We start from the raw sequence: 15,798 nt of genomic DNA, 5'->3' as shown, positions 1-15,798 counted from the left end.
AGCATGAGCAGTTCCCCCCGCCATGCCGGCGCCCGTCTCCCACGCCGAACCGGACCAGCGGCCGCCATCCTCATCCCCGCGCTGCTAGCCGGTTGTTCCGGAAGCGACGACACCGCACGACCAACGTCCACGCCGACCGTCATGACACCGGCTCCCTCTCCGACCCCGTCGTCGACCGGTGTGACGCGACCGCCGACGCGACCGCTGCGAGTGACCGGAAAGATGACCCGGCCAGGGACGCGGCTGCGGTTCGGGCAGAAGGCGATCGTGCCCATCCGCGAGTACAACCCCCTGCACAAGACCTACGACGAGGGCGTGCTCGGCATCACGGTACAGCGGATCAGGCAGACCAGCGGCTCCAAGGTCGCGGGAAACTTCGACGCCGACAGCAGGGCCATTCTGAAGAGGAGCACCGCGTACTACGCCGAGATCGTCATCACGAACGAGAGCGGCAACCCCCTGTCGCTGTCCGTTCCCCGGATGGAGTTCCGGCGCAGCGGCGGGGACATCACCAACGTGACCATGATCGGCGGCTCGCTGCCCGGCTGCCCGGAGAAACCCGTCCCGGACTCGTTCGACCACAAGGGCGCTCGATGGGTGACCTGCGAGCTCTCGGTCGCGACCACGCCCCTCCGGGAGGTCCACTACATCGCCCCGCCGTACGGCAAGAACGCGCAGCATCCCGACGATCGGGCGCCGAGCTTCAACGAGCACTACGAACGAGGCGCGATCATCTGGCGCTGAACTCGTGCGTCCACGCGCGTGGACTGAGACTCTCAACGGGTAACCGCAGGTTGCGCTCGTCGCGGAAATCCTGGAGGTCGCCCCCCGTGAGTACCGAAGTCGCCGCCGTCTTCTGGGCCGTCGTCGGAGCCAGGTTCCTGCTGCCGCTCCTGATCTTCCGCTTCCCGCTGCCCGCCATCATCGGCTGCCTGATCCTCGACGGCGTCGACCAGACGATCTTCCAGTCCCTCGGCTACGACCCGCCGGGCTACCAGGGCTACGACAAGGCGATGGACGTCTACTACCTCGCCCTCGCCTACCTGGCGACCATGCGGAACTGGACGAGCGAACCCGCCTTCCAAACGTCCCGGTTCCTCTACTTCTACCGTCTGGCCGGGGTGGTGGCCTTCGAGCTGACCCAGTGGCGGCCCCTCCTACTGATCTTCCCCAACACCTTCGAGTACTTCTTCATCGCCTACGAGGGAATCCGCAGCCGCTGGGACCCGGCCAAGCTCAGAGCGACCTTCTGGCTGGCGGCGGCCGCGTTCATCTGGATCGTCATCAAGCTGCCGCAGGAGTACTGGATCCACATCGCCAAGCTCGACTTCACCGAGACCCTGACCGAAGTGCCATGGTTCGGTCCCGCGATCATCATTGCTCTGCTGGCCCTGGCGGCGGTGTGCTGGTTCTTTGTACGCCCCCGCCTGTGGCCGGCCGACCGGCGGTGGCGGCTGGCCGCCGACCAGCTCCCAGAGCCGATCGACACCGCCGCCGAACGCGACGCCTGGCGAGCCCGGCACGCCCACATCTTCTCCCTGGTCACCGTCGAGAAGATCTTCCTGGTGGGCCTCATCAGCGTGGTATTCGCCCAGGTGCTCCCGGACCTGAAGACCACCAACACCCAACTCTTCTTCGCCCTCGCGTTCTTCGTCGTCGTCAACACCGCGTTCAGCCTGTGGGCGGCACGCAACCACCACGGCGTCCAATCAGCGATCCTCGCGTTCCTCGTCCGCCTGGCCTTCAACATCGGCCTGGTGCTCGTGGCCGGATCGCTGCTCGGGGAAGGCGACCTCAACCGGGTCGACACCGCCTTCTTCGTCCTCCTGCTCACCCTGATCACGTCCCTGCACGACCGCTACCGCCCCGTCTACGAAGTCAGATCCGCAATGCAAGAACGGGCCGCCCACTGATCCGGTCCGCCACGGAGACCGGCTTCGAGTTCGACGGCCGACGGCTACGATCAGGACCCACGGTTGCTCATGGGGAAGGGAATCATGTCCGATAAGTACGAGGCGGTGTTCGCTCGCTACGACACCGATGGTGACGGCCAGCTGACCGTGGACGAGGTGACCGCGGCGATCGCGGGAATGTTCCCCGCGGCCGAGGTGGACGACCTGTCGGGCATCGTCAAGGCGCTGTTCGCGGAGTACGACACCGACAACGACGGGCTGCTCTCAGTCACCGAGTTCGTGCCGCTGGCGCAGAACCTCCCCGAACTGGGCACCGAGGCCTGACCCGTCGCGGCCTGGGCCAGCGCGGTGGTCAACCGCCGAGCCCGTGCCTTCTGAAAGCCGTTGATCCTCCAGACGTCCTCGACCAGCTGCTTGGGGACCCACAGGTTCATGACCGGGATGATCCAGCCGAGGATCGGCCAGGGCCTTCCCCACCGCGGCTCATGGCCTCCGAGACGCCGTGGGCAAGCGCGGGCTTGACCGGTCGCAATGCCGCCGCATGGGAAGTGTCCGAGGCCACAGGTCAGCCGCCCCAGATATGAAGAATCCTCGGGATTGTGACCATGTCGGCGAGCTCCCGCGTTGATCATCTTCGGCGATCGACGGGCGGGCTGAGCGAGGGTGTGCCGTCACGCTCACTACCGTCTAGTCGTCACTCTGTGTGGCTGTTCTGCCGTGTATCCAGGCCGTCCAATTGTCCGGGCCCGCCCGGACGGGCACCGATTCGTCCGGAGTCGGCTGGACAATGTCGATCTTCTTGCGCACGGCTGATCGATCCGGTGGACTCAGCGTGGGCATCGCCCCCAAGTTCCTGCGACCTGGAGAAAATGATGAAGCTTCCCGTATACATCGCCACCGGCCTCGCGGCGGCCGGCGTGCTCGCCGCCGTGCCCGCATTGGCTGGCGCGTCCGAGTCACCGGCGGTCCAGACGGCCGGCGCCAAGGCGCTACCGAGCGTGAACATGGAAGCCACGCTCAAGGCCGCCCAGCTCGACCCGCGGCGGCCCGACAACAAGCTGACTCCGGGCGCCAAGGCCAGCGTGCTCCTCGTCGAGAAGGCGCTGAAGGACAAGAAGCTGCTCGCCGCGAAGTACGTGGACGGTTACTTCGGCACCACCACGATCACCGCCTTCAAGAAGTACCAGAAGTCGCTCGGCTACAAGGGAATCGCCGCCAACGGCCTGCCGGGCAAGGCGTCGCTCACCAAGCTCGGAACCGGCCGCTTCAAGGTCACCCACGTCATCGTTCCGGGCCCCCGGGTGAAGTACGGCAAGTACGTCGTCAACACCCGTACCAAGAAGATGCTTGCCGAGGCGAGCCGGCTGCTCGGCGGCCGCAAGATCGTGCTGGACCAGGGTTCGTACAACCCCGGCGGTGACCCCACGTCCGTGGGCACTCACGACGGCGGCGGCGTGGTCGACATCTCGGTGAAGGGGATGAACGCCGCCACCCGCACCAAGGTCGCTCGCGAACTGCGCCGCGTCGGCTTCGCGGCATGGGTGCGCAGCCCCAAGCAGGGCAACTGGCCGTGGCACATCCACGCGACCGCCATCAGCGACCCCGACCTCGCCGGCCAGGCTCAGCCCCAGGTCAGTGACTACTACTTCGGAAAGAACGGCCTGGCCAACCACGCCAAGGACGACGGCCCGAAGATGACCTTCCGCACCTGGGAGGAGTACCTGCGCCTGCGCTGACACCACCCGCGGGGCGACGATCAGCGGGGTGATGCCCCCCGACTGGAACCGCCGGCTCAAAGGAGAGCTGGCGTCTTTCCGGGAGTTCGTTAGGCACAGATGGCTCCGGGCAACCGCCCGGAGCCATCGCCGTTTGCTCGTTAAGCGATAAAGGCGGCCGGCGCTTTTGCGGATTCTCAGCAGGTGCGGCGGTAGGGGAGTTCTGGGATATATGTCTTCCAGTCGGCTTGGGTAAGGGGGCCTACCTCTTTGCAGAGGGCGGCCTTGATCTGGGTGGGGCCGACGAGGTGAGTGCGGAGGCGGCCTTCGAAGTCGAGGCTGAGGATGGCTGAGCCGTCGGCGGTGAAGGCGAGGGGTCCGATCTTGCCGCCGGGGGCCCCCTTGGGGACGTGGTAGCCGGTGAGGGGGAGGCCGAAGGGGCGGCGGTTGCGGACGTCCCAGAGGCGGATCACGCCGGCCGTCCTGTCGGCCGCGGCGAGGACCTGGCCGTCCGGGGAGTAGGCGACGGTCTCGTCGATCGCCAAGCCCAGCCGCATCTCGTATCTCGGCGCCAGGGTCCTGGCGTCCCAGATCTCCATCTTGGACGAGCCGTCGGCCTCGGCGACCAGGCCGTCGCGGCTGATCGCCTTGGGTTCGTTCAGCTGGGGGTTGGGCGCGACCAGGCGCTTGCCGGTGGCCACGTCCACGACGCCCTGGTCGCTGCTGGAGATGACGGTGCGGCCGTCGGGGCTGAAAAGGACCTTCGGGTAGTAGGCCTTGGGGAAGTTGCCGGGCTTGCCCCCGTCGGCTCCGGCCGACTTGGCCCGCAGGGAGCCCTTGGCCACGTCGAACAGTTCGAGGGTCTTGGGCCCTGTCTCGCCGGAGAGCACCGCCAGCGTGCGGGCGTCGGGTGAGAAGACGACCGGGTCGTAGAGGCCGATCTTGTGCCCGGTCCGGAGGGTGGTCTTCTTGGTGGCGGAGCGGGCGTCCCAGATCTCGATGTCGCCCGTGTCCCGGCGGGTGTTGGCCAGCAACCTGCCGTCCCTGGACAGGGAGTACTCCAGGTCGCTGGTGTCGTTGGAGACGCTGAGCGGCAGCGTCGCCTTCTCGACCCGCTTGATCGGATCCCAGATCGTCAGGCCGTTCGTGCTGCCGGCGGCGAGGGTCGAGCCGTCCTCGCTGATCACCGAGCTGTCGCCGACCCCGTCGGAGAGGCTGACCGGATCGAGGAAGGTCTTGAGGGACACATCGGTGATGAGGCCGTCGCCGTCGATGCACCTCAGCACGCGATCGCCGGGTCCGAAGGAGCAGCGCGTGCCCTCGTCGCTGGCGTAGGCGAAAACCGGCTCTTTCCGACTGCCGTTGACCTCCCAGATCGTGGCGTTGGCCGCGACGTACCGGCCGTCGGAACTGAAGCTCATCGAAGAGGCCCGGAAATCCTTGGAGACCGGACGCCACCACACCTCGTCACGGTCTAGACGGGCCAGCCAGAGGCGATCGCCCACCAGCGTGCCGAGCAGCTTGCCGTCCGGGCTGACCGAAAGCTCGTAGGCCTGCGGCTTGCTCTTCGGCAGCCGCGGAGCCGGTGCCTTCCTTCCGGTCGTGAGGTCCCAGACTTCGAGCTTTCCGCTGAGCCAGGCGATCAGGTACCTGTCGTCCGGCGTCATGATCGCGGATGCGTCCTGAGTGCGCTTGATCTTGACGATGGACCGGCCGGTCGCGACGTCCCAGACGATCGCCTGCTCGGCCTCGAAGCTCAGCAGGCGGGTGCCCTTCGGGCTGAGCTCCGCATAGGCCTCGGGCAGCCGGATCGTCACGGGGCCCGGCTGCCCGGTGGCGGTGTTCCATACCCGGACGGCGCCCCGAGGGGTTCCGTTCTTCTGCCTCCCGTCCTCCTGCGCCAGCGCCACGAATCGGCCGTCGTCGCTGATGGAAAGGGGATGGGACATCGCCCAGTTCACGACCGGCTGCCCAGGGATCGCGAAGTGCGCGGTCACCTTCCGGGCGTCGACATCGAAGATCTTCACCTCGTTGGGACGGGAGAAGACCCGGAGGTGACCGGTCCGGTCGCTGGTCTGCCGCCAGGTGCCGTCGATGCCCGGCGGCTTGTAGGTGGACTGCTCCCACTGGTTGTAGAGCGAGGTCAGCGCGCTGCGGGTGTCGAGGGCGTTCGGTGCCAGCGCCCCGGCGGCGATCGCGAGGCGCTTGGCGCTGACCGGGTCGGTGCGGCGCATCGTGGACGCCACGCCGGCGATCCGGGCGCCGTACGCCTCGTCGCGCTGCCGGGAGATCTCGCGGTTCCGGTCGGACAGCCTGCCGCCCTGCACCGTCGCGGTGGCGGCCGCGCCGATCGCGACGACCAGGAGCACCGCCAACGCGCCGCTCAGCAGGGTCCGGACGCGGGTGCGGCGGCGGGACGCGGCGACCGAGGCGTCGACGAACTCGCGCTCAAGCACGTTCAGCGTGAGATGGTGACGGCCGGCGATGGCCGTGGTGATGACCTCGTCGAGTGCGCTGCCCTGGAGCAGGTCGCCGCCCTTGCGTCCGTTCGCGGCCCACAGGCGGGCGGCGTCGGCCAGCCCGTGGTGGACGTTCAGGACGGCCCGCTCCTGCTCGACCCAGTCGCGCAGCCGCGGCCACGCACGCAATAGCGCCGGGCTGGCGAGGCTGAAGATGATGCCGTCCCTGATCACCAGTCCCGCCCGGGCCAATTCATCAAGCACCTGGCGCAGCAGCGGCTCAGGGGTCTCGGCATCGATGAACTCGTTGAACTGCACCTTGCGGAGCGTGTCCTGGGCGTCGGGGAAAGCGGCGATCATCCGCAACAGCACGCGCGGCACCGCGGCCTGCGCATCGACGTGGAGCCTGGCGTAGGCACGTTCGGCCTGCTGCGCCAGGGACGGCGGGATCGTCGCAGAAGGAAGGCCTCCGGCAGCCCGCGTGCCGGCCTTGAGCGGTGAGTGGCCGCCGATCAGCCCCTCCAGCAGTTCGCGTGCGTCCGGACGCGAGGCCGGGTCACGCGAAAGTGAACGCCCGACCAGCGAACGCAGTGGCTCGTGTAGCCGTTCGAGGTCGGGATCGCGGTTCTGGATCTGGTGGACGAGCGCCGGCAGGCTCTCCCCGTCGAACGGCGGCTTTCCCCTCGCCGCGAACAGCACGATCGCGCCCCAGGCCCAGATGTCGACGGCCGGGGTGGCGCGCTGCCCCTGGTAGAGCTCGGGGGCCATCCAGCGCGGCGTGCCCTTGAGGTTGCCGGTCGCGCTCCGCGACATCTCCTCGGTCCGCGCGATACCGAAGTCGATCACCCGCGGGCCGTCCGGGCCGAGCAGGACGTTCGCCGGCTTCAGATCACGGTGCATGACCCCGGCCTGGTGGATGGACGCCAGCGCGGTAGCGATGCCGATCGCCAGCCGGAACAAATCATCGGACCCATAAGCACCGTTCCGGTCGACCCATTCCTGCAGATCAGGGCCGGGGACGTATTCACTGACGAGATAGGGCGGCGCGTGCCCGAGATCGGTCTCGACGATGCGGGCAGTGCAGAAGGGAGCGACCCGGCTGAGCGCCGCGACCTCCCGGCGCAACTGCTCGCGATAGCCATCAGTGACGAAGTCGCCGTGCAACGCCTTGACCGCGACGCGTCCGCCCTGCTCGTCGTACCCCTCGTAGACGACACCCTGGCCGCCGGCACCGAGCCGTCCAGCCAGCCAATACGAACCCAGCTGCCGAGGATCGGCGGCAAGCAACGGCGCAACCATTCAAGACCTCATTCCGGACTCAAAAAAACGATACCGTCTGTTTGGATGCCAGAACCACGCCCCCGGTTCTGTGGAACTCTGGACGTCGCGCCATGACGGCAATCGCGAGGATGGTCACGCTGAACAGACTCTTCGCCAGCGACACAGTGACGATCAACGCTTCGGCGGACGAGGTGTTCGCCGTGGTCAGCGACCCGGTGGCCATGGCGGATCTCGCCGAGGAACTGGTGGCCGTCCGGTGGCTGGATGGGGCCACCAAGCTCAATGTGCGTATCGCGGACAGTTGCTCGTTCCCGCGAAGCTAGGTCCTGCATGGTGTCCGACCGCACGTGGCTCGGGAGACCGTCGGGCGCAGTGACGATGACGATCTACGTTCACCCGGCCCTCGACGAGGACCGGAAAGCGCTCGGGAAGCTAGCGAGGCCCTTTCGGCTAAGGCAATTGTCGTCAATAAAACCCCGAGCCGTTGGCTGCGGGGCTTCTCGCTGGTCGGCTGCGGCGAGCATAGGTCGAAACGCCGACCTTCCGCGCTTCAGGAGTAGCGATCACCCTGCCGGCACGGCGCCGACCGAGGTCAGACGGCGTCATATGTGCGCTCGTGGTGAGGGTCGGTTGCCGCCATGCTCGGCCGCGGGTTCATGGCCATTCGACGCGGATGAGGTAGACCTCTCGTTGCTCTTCCAGGACGACGTAGGTTGCCAGTCCGCGTTCGCCGAAGGTGTGAGTGAGCATGTTGGCAACGGGGGTTGAACGGGTGTCCGCTCCATGGTGCGGTTTCCAGCAGGGTGGACAGTTCAGCGAGGGGGGCAGCGCTTCTTCAGGCACTGTGTTTATCTGCTCTTCGGCGATCGGGTCGAGGATGAGCTTGTACACCTACCGCCCGCTTTCGCGCTCGGCGAGGACCTCGCGCCATGGCCTTCCTTGCGGGAGTGGCTCGCCGGCGAGTGCTCGCGCGGCCTGTGCGTGCATGCGGCGACGTCCCTCAGCATCCCTTGTCGAGTCGCAGGCAGTGATCCACCAGCGGTGGATGAAGTCGTTCAGCGCTGCTAGATCCAGGCTGATGCGGACCTCGTCGAGGACGGCCTTGAGCCCGATGTCGAACGCTCCCCGGTCTTGGGCGATCACGAGCGCGGCACGGATGGCACGCAGGCTGCCAGAACCGTAGTCGTGCGGCTGCGCGGTCATTGTGGCCTCCTCGCTCTCTTGGAGAGTACCGAGCCTGACATGGGCTGAGGTAGCAACCGGCGGGGGGATGCCCGGGTCCTGGGCAAGGTGACCGTCCGCTACCCGGTTGCCGTCAAAACGCCCCGGGCCTGTTGGCTTCGGGGCGTTCTGGCTGTTCAGAAGTGTGGGCAGGGGCGGGGGCGAACCGCCGACCTTCCGCTTTTCAGGTATAGCAGCCGTCATGGTGGGAGGTATCTGCCCGAGGCCAGCGGTGATTGACGTGTGTTGATGGCTGTCATTGGTGGCGGCTGTTGCTGTCACCGTTGCTGTCGCCTGCGCCGGTATCGGCGACACCTGTCAACGGTCGGTGTCCTTGGGGTGGCGGGGAGATGCGTAGACGATCCACACTGTACGGTCGGCATCGTTGATGACGTAACGGACGCGGCCGCCGCTTGTGACCTCGTATTCCCACTGCTCCAAATCTCGGCCGTTGTGCTTGTGGGTTGCGAGATCTCCGCGGAGGCGGTGTTGCCGATCGTGGTTGCTACGGGAACGTGGGTCGGAGCGGAGCGTCTCAAGGCAGCGGCGTGTATTGGCCAATGCGAGTCGGCATAGTTCCTCCCAGCCACGCACTGCGTCGCTGGTGCCGAATCGTACGTCCCATTCGTCGTCTGGTGGTGGGACTGTGACCCTGTCCCCTCGCTTGGGGCTCAAGGGTTGACCTCCACTGCACCGAAGTCTCCGGTAGTGGGCCGGATCGCGTCTTCGTACTGTTGGGGGTCGGCCTTGATACGCGCTGTGGCGCGCCAGCCGGCGATGACCTCGTGGGCGGATATGTCGAGATCAAGCTCTGCTGCGTCCGACAATGCCTCGACCAGTTCCACGGTGAATGCGCGGACCTCCTCGGTGCTGAGGTGACGCACCCAGGGGAACACGTCCGGCATGGCGAGAAGCAGGTTGAGAGCGCCGGGATCATGCTTCATGAGTGCGAGGAAGATCCGAGATGCGGTCACCAGCGTCTCGTCACGCTGTTCCTCGCGGTCGGCGGCTGTGAGGTAGAAGTCGGGAGCATCGCGATGGGTGACGCGCAAGCGCCCCAGCTGGGAGGCGCGCTCGGCCACGGCCCGGGGGTTGCGCGACAGATCAGAGAAGGTCACTGCGTCGGGGTGGCTGGTGCTCATACCCCCAGATTATCAGATCGTATTCTGAAGTCTCTGTCGGGATTCCGTCGGTAGTCATCACGAGGTCGCTCCGTGAGAGCCTCTCTGTAGGTCACCCTCAGCTGAGGTGAGGTGTCGACTGTCTTCCTTGGGTGACCGTCCGCTTGATGACGGCAGCGTTGCTGTCAACGACAAACGCCCCGAGCCGCTGGCTCCGGGGCGTTTGCGCTGCTTAGAGAGGTGGGCAGGGGCGGGGTCGAACCGCCGACCTTCCGCTTTTCAGTGAACCACGCTCGGTCAGGGGCGCACTCCGTCTGACCTGGTAAAACTTGCGGCATCCGTGATCCCAAACCGGCGACTTCCGCACATATTCCGCACGATCAAGCCTCAGGAGCGCTTTGACGAGATCGACTCGTCAGGCATCCCCATCTATCCCGGTGCACACCGAACGGCGCCGAGAGGCCGCCTCAGCACCTCGCTTCCGACCCCGGATCAACCGACCCTTGCCTGCGTGCTGCCCGCTTCGCATCGCAGCCGGCGCCCGGACCAGGGACCTGTAAGGCGCCGCACAATCCGCAGAATCCGCAGAAACCCCTTGCCGTGCATGGGGTCCCGCGTCGTCCCAGGTCACGGTGTCGCGGCGAACTGGCACATACCCCGCCGCACAAACCCCAGTGCCGCCCACGGATGACGGACATCAGCGCAGGTCAGCGAATTCTGCGGCATTCTGCGGCATTGCGCGGCACGACGTGCGCTCCGCGCGCCTGCGGTGCCGCACAACCCTGCCCCGTAGCACGGCGATGTGTGGTTTTGTCGCAGGCCAGTGGATTTTGCGGAGTTCTGCGGCATACTGCGGCGTCGCCGCTCACGAGGCTCCCCACCGTGCTCAGCGTGGCATCCCCGAGGGGTTCTGCGGATTCTGCGGATTCTGCGGCGGTCTGGGCGTCCGCCACCTCCCAGCGCGGCATCTCGCACACTTCTAGGTATACGATGATGCGTATACGCTGGTGAAGGTGGCCACCAAAGAGCGCTCGAAGGGATAGATCACGCAGTGGCAGAACCGGCCTACGTCCGCATCGCAGCCGAGTACGCCCGTCGCATCCGCGGTGGGGAACTCCCACCCGGCATTCAGCTACCGAGCTACACCGAGATCGCGCAGCAGAACGGCGTGTCGGACATCGTGGTTCGGAAGGCCCTCGAACTCCTCCAGAGTCAGGGGCTTGTTCGATCCGTACGACGGCGAGGGATCTTCGTCGCCGACCGCCCCAACCTCGTTCGCGTGTCTCCTGAGCGGTCGTTCCAGAACGAGTCCGATCAACAGATCCAAGTAGAACGTGAGACCGAGCAGATCCCCGCCACGAGCGAACTCGCGGAGGCTCTCGGTATCCCTGTAGGGGAGGAAATCAACCACGTCATCACCCGAGCCACCGAGGATGGGCGGCCAGTCTCGATCTCGGACACTTACCATCCGCTGGACGTTGCCGACACTTCGGGGGCCGCCTTCCTGGAAGAGACGATCTCCGACCGACTACCGACGATGACGCATGCCGACTGGCTGCGGACAACGCCCGGCGATCTCGTCAAGACGGTTCACCAGCGGTTCCTCTCGACTGAAAACCGAATCATCATGATCTCCGACGTGTCGTATCCCCGAGATCGCTACGACGCATTCGTGTTCCGCATGGCCCTCTCGTCGCTGGAGTGATCCGGATGGGGAGTGCTTCACGCGTGTGGGGAGCTGCTGCCCTGAAGTCCATCCACCAGGTCAGCAAGATGAGCGCAGGCTTCCAGGGCCGAGGCTGCCTGCTCCCATGCATAGTGCTCAGGCATACCCCAATCGTCCTCAATTGTCTTCAGTGCTGTGAACCATGCCCGATCGGCCGCCTCAACCGCGACCAGGGCGCCGACCAATTGGGGTTCGTGGCCAAATTCAAGAACCCTGGGAGTGATAATCTCACGGAGTCGCTCAAACGCTGGCCGTACCTCTCGGTAAAAGTCTCCCGTGGAGACTTCGTTCATCCACTCCCTTCGCAGCTTTTGGGCCGCCTCGCGGGTTCCTACGACGTATCTTGTCCCTCCGTCAGGATCCGGATGCGACATACTGGCGTCCCCTAGACGCGGGTCTATCCTCACTTCTTGGTTTTGGTATTCTGTACTGATCTCTTCGGCATTCTCGGCAAGGTGTCTTGAAAAAATTGCAAACGCCTGTCCGAGTGTTCTTCCAGTCTCAGAGCGCAAATTAGCTGCCTCAAGTTTCATTAGAGCTGGAGTTGTAATGCAGGCGAATTCAATATCTTCGAGATAGTGTCGTATTGAGGTCAGCGTGAAGTCGCTAACCCTGGCCCACCTTCGTCGCGCTTCACTTTCAATCAGTCGATCCACTAGCGCAAATCCGATAGCAATGCCGATAAATATCCCGGTGGCTTCGGCGAATAGATTTGAGGCGAAGGCCCAGCCGTCTCGCCAGAAGCCGATCCCGGAAAAGACTGCCGCAGCCAGTATGAGACCCACATAGGTGACGGGGCGCATCGTCCTCCTTCAATCACGGGATTCTGCGGATTCCGCGGCGGGGGGACTCATACCCGCGCCGCTGTCGCGATGGTGAGCCATGCTTCGACTCGCTGTAGCTCGACACCCACGAGCTTCGCCAGAGTGAGCGCGCGGCGGACGAGGCTCTCCTCGTCGCTGGCTGTCTTCCAAGCTGCCACAGCCACGTCATAGGCCAGCTCGCCACTTATTCCGCGAGGGTCGATCAGTTGAAGCTTGGAGTCGCTGTGAAGCACATTGTTGCTGGATGCGTCACCGTGGCAGAGATTGTTTGATGTTGTTGATTCTAGGCTGGCTAGCAGAGCTAGGGCTCGTTGTCTTTCCTGTGGAGAGGCGGGGCTGCGCCCTGGTGGGATATCTATCGGATTCTCGTCTGAGAGTCGGCCGCGTAGCCAGTCGCCTAGGGTAGGCATCTCCGGAATCGGTGCCGCTTGGCCTTGTAGCAGATTGAGCGTTGCCGCCAGGCTCTCGATGGACCCCGGACGGTAGTACAGGCTGTCGCCAGGGGAAATTCGATCGGCAACCGTCCATACTCCTATTGCTGTCTGGAGCACCTCGTGAACTTGTGGACCGGCGCCGACTTTAGCCAAGGACTGGGAGACCTCCGCCTGAAAAATCCCCAACGGATCGGGAGTAGAACGCATGACTAGTCTGGTTCCGTCGCCTCGCGCTGTCTCCACTACAAGGCTGTACCGAGCATCGAAAGTGTGAACCGGAGTCACTTTGTAACGCTGACACAGCGCTGCTAGTTCACTCAATACCTGCCCATGCCAAACGGTGCCGACGCTTGGCCAACGTGCCGATACACCTTCGGCTACTTCGCGAGGTACACGGACTCGATGCAGCGTCATCGGGCGACGGACTCTAGTGCATCGGCCAGAGCGCCCATGTCGTCGATCACGTTTTCCGCGCCCGCTTCGGTCAAGATAGAGAACTTGATTGGCCGTGTGGCGTAGCCAAGGCTGCGCGTTCCCACTTTCTTGGCAGTCTGGATGTCGGTATCGGAGTCGCCGATGAGTAGGCCGGCTTGAGGTGGCATATTGACCTCCCCGAGAGCCTTAAGAAGCGGATAAGCGTCAGGCTTCATCCGATCTGGCTGGCCGAAGGGGCGACCGACGATGGCACTGACGTCCGTCGATATCTTCTTGGATTCGAGATAGCGAGCGATGGCGCCCGTTGAGTTGTTACTTACGATCGCGACAGGGCGCCCGCTCCTGGCGGCTGCTGTGATAACAGCATCCGCCCCCGGCGTAGGTGCAGCGCTGTTGGCTGCCTCAAGCTCAGCGGAACACAGCATCTTCTCGACTTGGGCGAGTAGATGCGGCGCACCTTCGCTAGTCCACTTCAGGAGAGTTAGAGGTCCGTCCTGCTTAACCCGATCTGGAACGGTCACGCTGCGGCTCTGCAGAAAGTTGCGCATTTCGCCCGCGATTGTCGGCGCCGGGTAACCGGCGAATAGCCTACAGACCGGCCCGTCAAAGTCGAGCAGTACGGCGCTTGTCTCGTTGGTGAGGGTTTGCAGGGGGATCATTCGCTGTAGCTGCGGGCGATCGTGTTCCAGAGGGATTCGTACCATGCTTTCGCCTCTCGTACGAACTGCGGAGAGTTGGAGGTCTCTTCATCGTCGGCGGAGGAGAAGTGAAAGAGTGTGGTGTCCTTCCCCATGAGGTCGTATACCTCCACGGATTCGCCTCCGAGCCGGATCGAATGTGACACGACTGGATACAGTCCGTAGAAGACTTCCTCTGAGTTGAGGATGTAGAGCTTAAACGCAGGGGTTAGTTCATGGACGCGTACTTCAGCGCTTGCGGATTTCACTAGACCGAGGTCTGCGAGTTCGTGTACGGCTTCGGTAATGCCTTCCACGGCGCGCCGAGCGATGCGGTCAGCGCGCTTCACGATTGCTGGCTCTGCGGTTTCAGTGCCGACACGCCGCGGCAATGCCATCGCTGAGGACGTATCGGAGGTCATCAGTCGGATCCTGATGGACTCCGGAGTAAGACGGCCAGCGCGTACTTTGTCGAGCACCTCGGCCAGCATGTTGTTCAGGGTCTCGCCAGAGAACCCCGAGAAGTCGATCGAGACATGGGGGCGCTCGAAAGCGGCCTCGATATGAGGGCGAAGGCCGACCGGCCGCTCTGTCTGGGCACGCACGTACGAGCCACTGCCTTGCCGGCTGACGATCAGTCGCTCCGTCTGAAGCACCCGCAGGGCTGCCTTGACCGTCTCACGAGCCACGCCATAGCGCCCCGCGAGATCCGGCTGTGACGGGAGCTTGTCGCCGGCCTTGAGCTTGCCCGTCAGGATCGCGGCCCTGAGCTTGTTTGCGATCTGTTGCGAGGGAGTCCGCGGGTCATCGGGGTCCAGGTCACCGAGGTATTCGGGGTCCACGCTCATACCTCCAAGGGTAGCCCTGGCTAGCCAAGCCAGGGAAATTTTCCGGAAATCTCTTGACCTGACTAGCCAGGTTGGTCATGCTGTTGGCCAGTCGAGATGACTAGCCAAGTTGGTCAACCGCAGGAGGTCCGTCGGATGTTCCCGCAGCCCAAGAAGTATCCGCAGGTCATCGCCGCCGTGGTGTGCGCGGTGTTCGTGTTCAAGAACCCGGAGCAGGCCGCGAACGCGGTCAACCAGGCGATTGACGCGCTGGCCCGGTTCGTCGGCGCGCTGGGCTGACCCTTCCGCCGGTTCCGGCCGACAGCCACCAAGCACGGCGCCGGGACCTCACCTCCAACCGATCACGCCCCCGAACCCCCTCAGCACAGGAGATCGAAATCGTGAGTGACCGCATCGCCGAGATGTCCCTGTGGGACCTGTCGAACGAACTGATCGATCAGGCCGAGTGCCTGTCCCTCCCGGAGTTGCACGACGGCCCCAACAACCCCGCGTCCGAGACGATCGAGGACCGCGCCGCCCGCGAGGAGGTCGCCCGGCAGGTGTGCGCGGAGTGCCCCGTCCGGGCGCTCTGCGACGAGTACGCGTTCCGCACCCTGCCCAAGCGCGGTATCTGGGCCGGCTACCACGCCGACGAGATCACCGAGATGGCCGCGCGGAACCTCGGTGAGGTGGCCTGATGTTGGGCGCCGACGCCACGACGTTCGCCGCGGTGTTCGCGGCGCTGTACGCCGCCCACGAGGTGGGCGACCACTGGATGCAGACGCACGCACAGGCGTGCGGCAAGGAAGCTCCCGGTTGGGCCGGCCGCATCCTGTGCGCCAAGCACGTGGTCACTCTCGCCGCCACCAAGGCCGCCGCCCTGACGCTCATGGCCGTGGTGATCGGCATCCCGCTGCACCCCGCCGCGGTCGGCACCGCGCTGGCGGTGGACGGTGTGTCGCACTACTGGGCGGACCGGCGCGTCACCCTCGCCGCCCTGGCCGAGTGGCTCGGCCGCCGCATCATCCCCGGCAAGGGCGACTTCTACCGGCTCGGTAACGGCAAGGCCGCCCCGACCGGCACCGGCGCCTACGCCCTCGACCAAAGCTGGCACGTGGGATGGCTGTTCATCGCCGCCCTGATCGGCTGCATGGGGGTGGCCTGA

The 15,798-nt window shown here is 65.1% G+C and carries 17 protein-coding genes and 1 pseudogene; 9 read left to right on the top strand and 9 right to left on the bottom strand.

Annotation, left to right across the window (positions count from 1 at the left end):
• Window positions 1-222: 222 nt before the first annotated feature.
• The 3 genes from ACGFNU_RS01085 (at window position 223) to ACGFNU_RS01075 (ending at window position 2,237) form a co-directional block, all read left to right on the top strand.
• Window positions 223-744, top strand: a complete 522-nt coding sequence (locus ACGFNU_RS01085) for a hypothetical protein (protein ID WP_392589184.1) — start codon at window positions 223-225, stop codon at window positions 742-744.
• Between the two features lie 86 nt (window positions 745-830).
• On the top strand, window positions 831-1,913 hold the full coding sequence (locus ACGFNU_RS01080; RefSeq protein ID WP_392589183.1) for a hypothetical protein: 1,083 nt from the start codon (window positions 831-833) through the stop codon (window positions 1,911-1,913).
• An 84-nt stretch (window positions 1,914-1,997) separates the two neighbouring features.
• Entirely contained in the window at window positions 1,998-2,237 is a 240-nt protein-coding gene (locus tag ACGFNU_RS01075) for an EF-hand domain-containing protein (RefSeq protein ID WP_392589182.1), read from the top strand.
• Window positions 2,238-2,287: 50 nt separating this feature from the next.
• Here ACGFNU_RS01075 and ACGFNU_RS01070 read toward each other — a convergent pair.
• A pseudogene (locus tag ACGFNU_RS01070) lies at window positions 2,288-2,545 on the bottom strand (DUF4328 domain-containing protein); the annotation flags it as partial.
• A 240-nt stretch (window positions 2,546-2,785) separates the two neighbouring features.
• Between ACGFNU_RS01070 and ACGFNU_RS01065 the strand changes: the two are divergent.
• Window positions 2,786-3,649, top strand: a complete 864-nt coding sequence (locus ACGFNU_RS01065; RefSeq protein ID WP_392589181.1) for a peptidoglycan-binding protein — start codon at window positions 2,786-2,788, stop codon at window positions 3,647-3,649.
• A gap of 176 nt (window positions 3,650-3,825) precedes the next feature.
• Here ACGFNU_RS01065 and ACGFNU_RS01060 read toward each other — a convergent pair whose 3' ends face one another.
• Complete coding sequence (locus ACGFNU_RS01060) at window positions 3,826-7,386, bottom strand: protein kinase (RefSeq protein ID WP_392589180.1); 3,561 nt, start codon at window positions 7,384-7,386, stop codon at window positions 3,826-3,828.
• Window positions 7,387-7,496: 110 nt separating this feature from the next.
• On the opposite strand from ACGFNU_RS01060, the gene ACGFNU_RS01055 reads away from it, so the two are divergent.
• On the top strand, window positions 7,497-7,691 hold the full coding sequence (locus tag ACGFNU_RS01055; protein WP_392589179.1) for an SRPBCC family protein: 195 nt from the start codon (window positions 7,497-7,499) through the stop codon (window positions 7,689-7,691).
• Window positions 7,692-8,022: 331 nt separating this feature from the next.
• On the opposite strand, the gene ACGFNU_RS01050 is transcribed toward ACGFNU_RS01055, so the two are convergent.
• The 3 genes from ACGFNU_RS01050 to ACGFNU_RS01040 all read right to left on the bottom strand — a co-directional run bounded on the left by ACGFNU_RS01050 (window position 8,023) and on the right by ACGFNU_RS01040 (window position 9,731).
• Window positions 8,023-8,259 carry a hypothetical protein gene (locus tag ACGFNU_RS01050; RefSeq protein ID WP_392589178.1) on the bottom strand — a complete coding sequence of 79 codons (237 nt, stop codon included), beginning with the start codon at window positions 8,257-8,259 and terminating at the stop codon, window positions 8,023-8,025.
• Window positions 8,260-8,571 (bottom strand): DUF6247 family protein, encoded by a 312-nt coding sequence (locus tag ACGFNU_RS01045; RefSeq protein WP_392589177.1) that lies wholly within the window; start codon window positions 8,569-8,571, stop codon window positions 8,260-8,262.
• 689 nt (window positions 8,572-9,260) lie between these two features.
• Window positions 9,261-9,731 carry a hypothetical protein gene (locus tag ACGFNU_RS01040; RefSeq protein ID WP_392589176.1) on the bottom strand — a complete coding sequence of 157 codons (471 nt, stop codon included), beginning with the start codon at window positions 9,729-9,731 and terminating at the stop codon, window positions 9,261-9,263.
• Window positions 9,732-10,761: 1,030 nt separating this feature from the next.
• Here ACGFNU_RS01040 and ACGFNU_RS01035 point away from each other — a divergent pair.
• Window positions 10,762-11,415, top strand: a complete 654-nt coding sequence (locus ACGFNU_RS01035; RefSeq protein ID WP_392589175.1) for a GntR family transcriptional regulator — start codon at window positions 10,762-10,764, stop codon at window positions 11,413-11,415.
• Window positions 11,416-11,432: 17 nt separating this feature from the next.
• On the opposite strand, the gene ACGFNU_RS01030 is transcribed toward ACGFNU_RS01035, so the two are convergent.
• The 4 genes from ACGFNU_RS01030 to ACGFNU_RS01015 are packed head-to-tail and all read right to left on the bottom strand — an operon-like array spanning window position 11,433 to window position 14,654.
• Window positions 11,433-12,239, bottom strand: a complete 807-nt coding sequence (locus ACGFNU_RS01030; protein ID WP_392589174.1) for a hypothetical protein — start codon at window positions 12,237-12,239, stop codon at window positions 11,433-11,435.
• A gap of 47 nt (window positions 12,240-12,286) precedes the next feature.
• Window positions 12,287-13,108, bottom strand: coding sequence for an aminoglycoside phosphotransferase family protein (locus tag ACGFNU_RS01025; RefSeq protein WP_392589173.1), 822 nt, complete (start codon window positions 13,106-13,108; stop codon window positions 12,287-12,289).
• Window positions 13,105-13,788, bottom strand: coding sequence for an HAD family hydrolase (locus tag ACGFNU_RS01020; RefSeq protein ID WP_392589172.1), 684 nt, complete (start codon window positions 13,786-13,788; stop codon window positions 13,105-13,107). The genes ACGFNU_RS01025 and ACGFNU_RS01020 overlap by 4 nt, the downstream gene beginning before the upstream one ends.
• Window positions 13,785-14,654, bottom strand: coding sequence for a GntR family transcriptional regulator (locus ACGFNU_RS01015; RefSeq protein ID WP_392589171.1), 870 nt, complete (start codon window positions 14,652-14,654; stop codon window positions 13,785-13,787). The genes ACGFNU_RS01020 and ACGFNU_RS01015 overlap by 4 nt, the downstream gene beginning before the upstream one ends.
• A gap of 135 nt (window positions 14,655-14,789) precedes the next feature.
• On the opposite strand from ACGFNU_RS01015, the gene ACGFNU_RS01010 reads away from it, so the two are divergent.
• The 3 genes from ACGFNU_RS01010 (at window position 14,790) to ACGFNU_RS01000 (ending at window position 15,798) form a co-directional block, all read left to right on the top strand.
• Window positions 14,790-14,933, top strand: a complete 144-nt coding sequence (locus ACGFNU_RS01010) for a hypothetical protein (protein WP_392589170.1) — start codon at window positions 14,790-14,792, stop codon at window positions 14,931-14,933.
• A 101-nt stretch (window positions 14,934-15,034) separates the two neighbouring features.
• Entirely contained in the window at window positions 15,035-15,331 is a 297-nt protein-coding gene (locus ACGFNU_RS01005) for a WhiB family transcriptional regulator (protein ID WP_392589169.1), read from the top strand.
• Window positions 15,331-15,798 carry a transcriptional regulator gene (locus ACGFNU_RS01000; protein ID WP_392589168.1) on the top strand — a complete coding sequence of 156 codons (468 nt, stop codon included), beginning with the start codon at window positions 15,331-15,333 and terminating at the stop codon, window positions 15,796-15,798. Before ACGFNU_RS01005 ends, ACGFNU_RS01000 begins: the two co-directional genes overlap by 1 nt.

The organism is Spirillospora sp. NPDC048911 (genome assembly GCF_043198015.1).
Taxonomy (GTDB): domain Bacteria; phylum Actinomycetota; class Actinomycetes; order Streptosporangiales; family Streptosporangiaceae; genus Spirillospora.
The sequence above is the reverse complement of the archived record's forward strand: the minus strand, read 5'-3'. Positions and strand labels throughout refer to the sequence as shown.

Coding starts and splice junctions, on each gene's coding strand:
- ACGFNU_RS01065 (WP_392589181.1), top strand. CDS start 2,786: ATGAAGCTTCCCGTATACATCGCCACCGGCCTCGCGGCGGCCGGCGTG.
- ACGFNU_RS01055 (WP_392589179.1), top strand. CDS start 7,497: ATGGTCACGCTGAACAGACTCTTCGCCAGCGACACAGTGACGATCAAC.
- ACGFNU_RS01000 (WP_392589168.1), top strand. CDS start 15,331: ATGTTGGGCGCCGACGCCACGACGTTCGCCGCGGTGTTCGCGGCGCTG.
- ACGFNU_RS01020 (WP_392589172.1), bottom strand. CDS start 13,788: ATGATCCCCCTGCAAACCCTCACCAACGAGACAAGCGCCGTACTGCTC.
- ACGFNU_RS01085 (WP_392589184.1), top strand. CDS start 223: ATGACCCGGCCAGGGACGCGGCTGCGGTTCGGGCAGAAGGCGATCGTG.
- ACGFNU_RS01015 (WP_392589171.1), bottom strand. CDS start 14,654: ATGAGCGTGGACCCCGAATACCTCGGTGACCTGGACCCCGATGACCCG.
- ACGFNU_RS01060 (WP_392589180.1), bottom strand. CDS start 7,386: ATGGTTGCGCCGTTGCTTGCCGCCGATCCTCGGCAGCTGGGTTCGTAT.
- ACGFNU_RS01075 (WP_392589182.1), top strand. CDS start 1,998: ATGTCCGATAAGTACGAGGCGGTGTTCGCTCGCTACGACACCGATGGT.
- ACGFNU_RS01040 (WP_392589176.1), bottom strand. CDS start 9,731: ATGAGCACCAGCCACCCCGACGCAGTGACCTTCTCTGATCTGTCGCGC.
- ACGFNU_RS01030 (WP_392589174.1), bottom strand. CDS start 12,239: ATGCGCCCCGTCACCTATGTGGGTCTCATACTGGCTGCGGCAGTCTTT.
- ACGFNU_RS01045 (WP_392589177.1), bottom strand. CDS start 8,571: ATGACCGCGCAGCCGCACGACTACGGTTCTGGCAGCCTGCGTGCCATC.
- ACGFNU_RS01025 (WP_392589173.1), bottom strand. CDS start 13,108: ATGACGCTGCATCGAGTCCGTGTACCTCGCGAAGTAGCCGAAGGTGTA.
- ACGFNU_RS01010 (WP_392589170.1), top strand. CDS start 14,790: ATGTTCCCGCAGCCCAAGAAGTATCCGCAGGTCATCGCCGCCGTGGTG.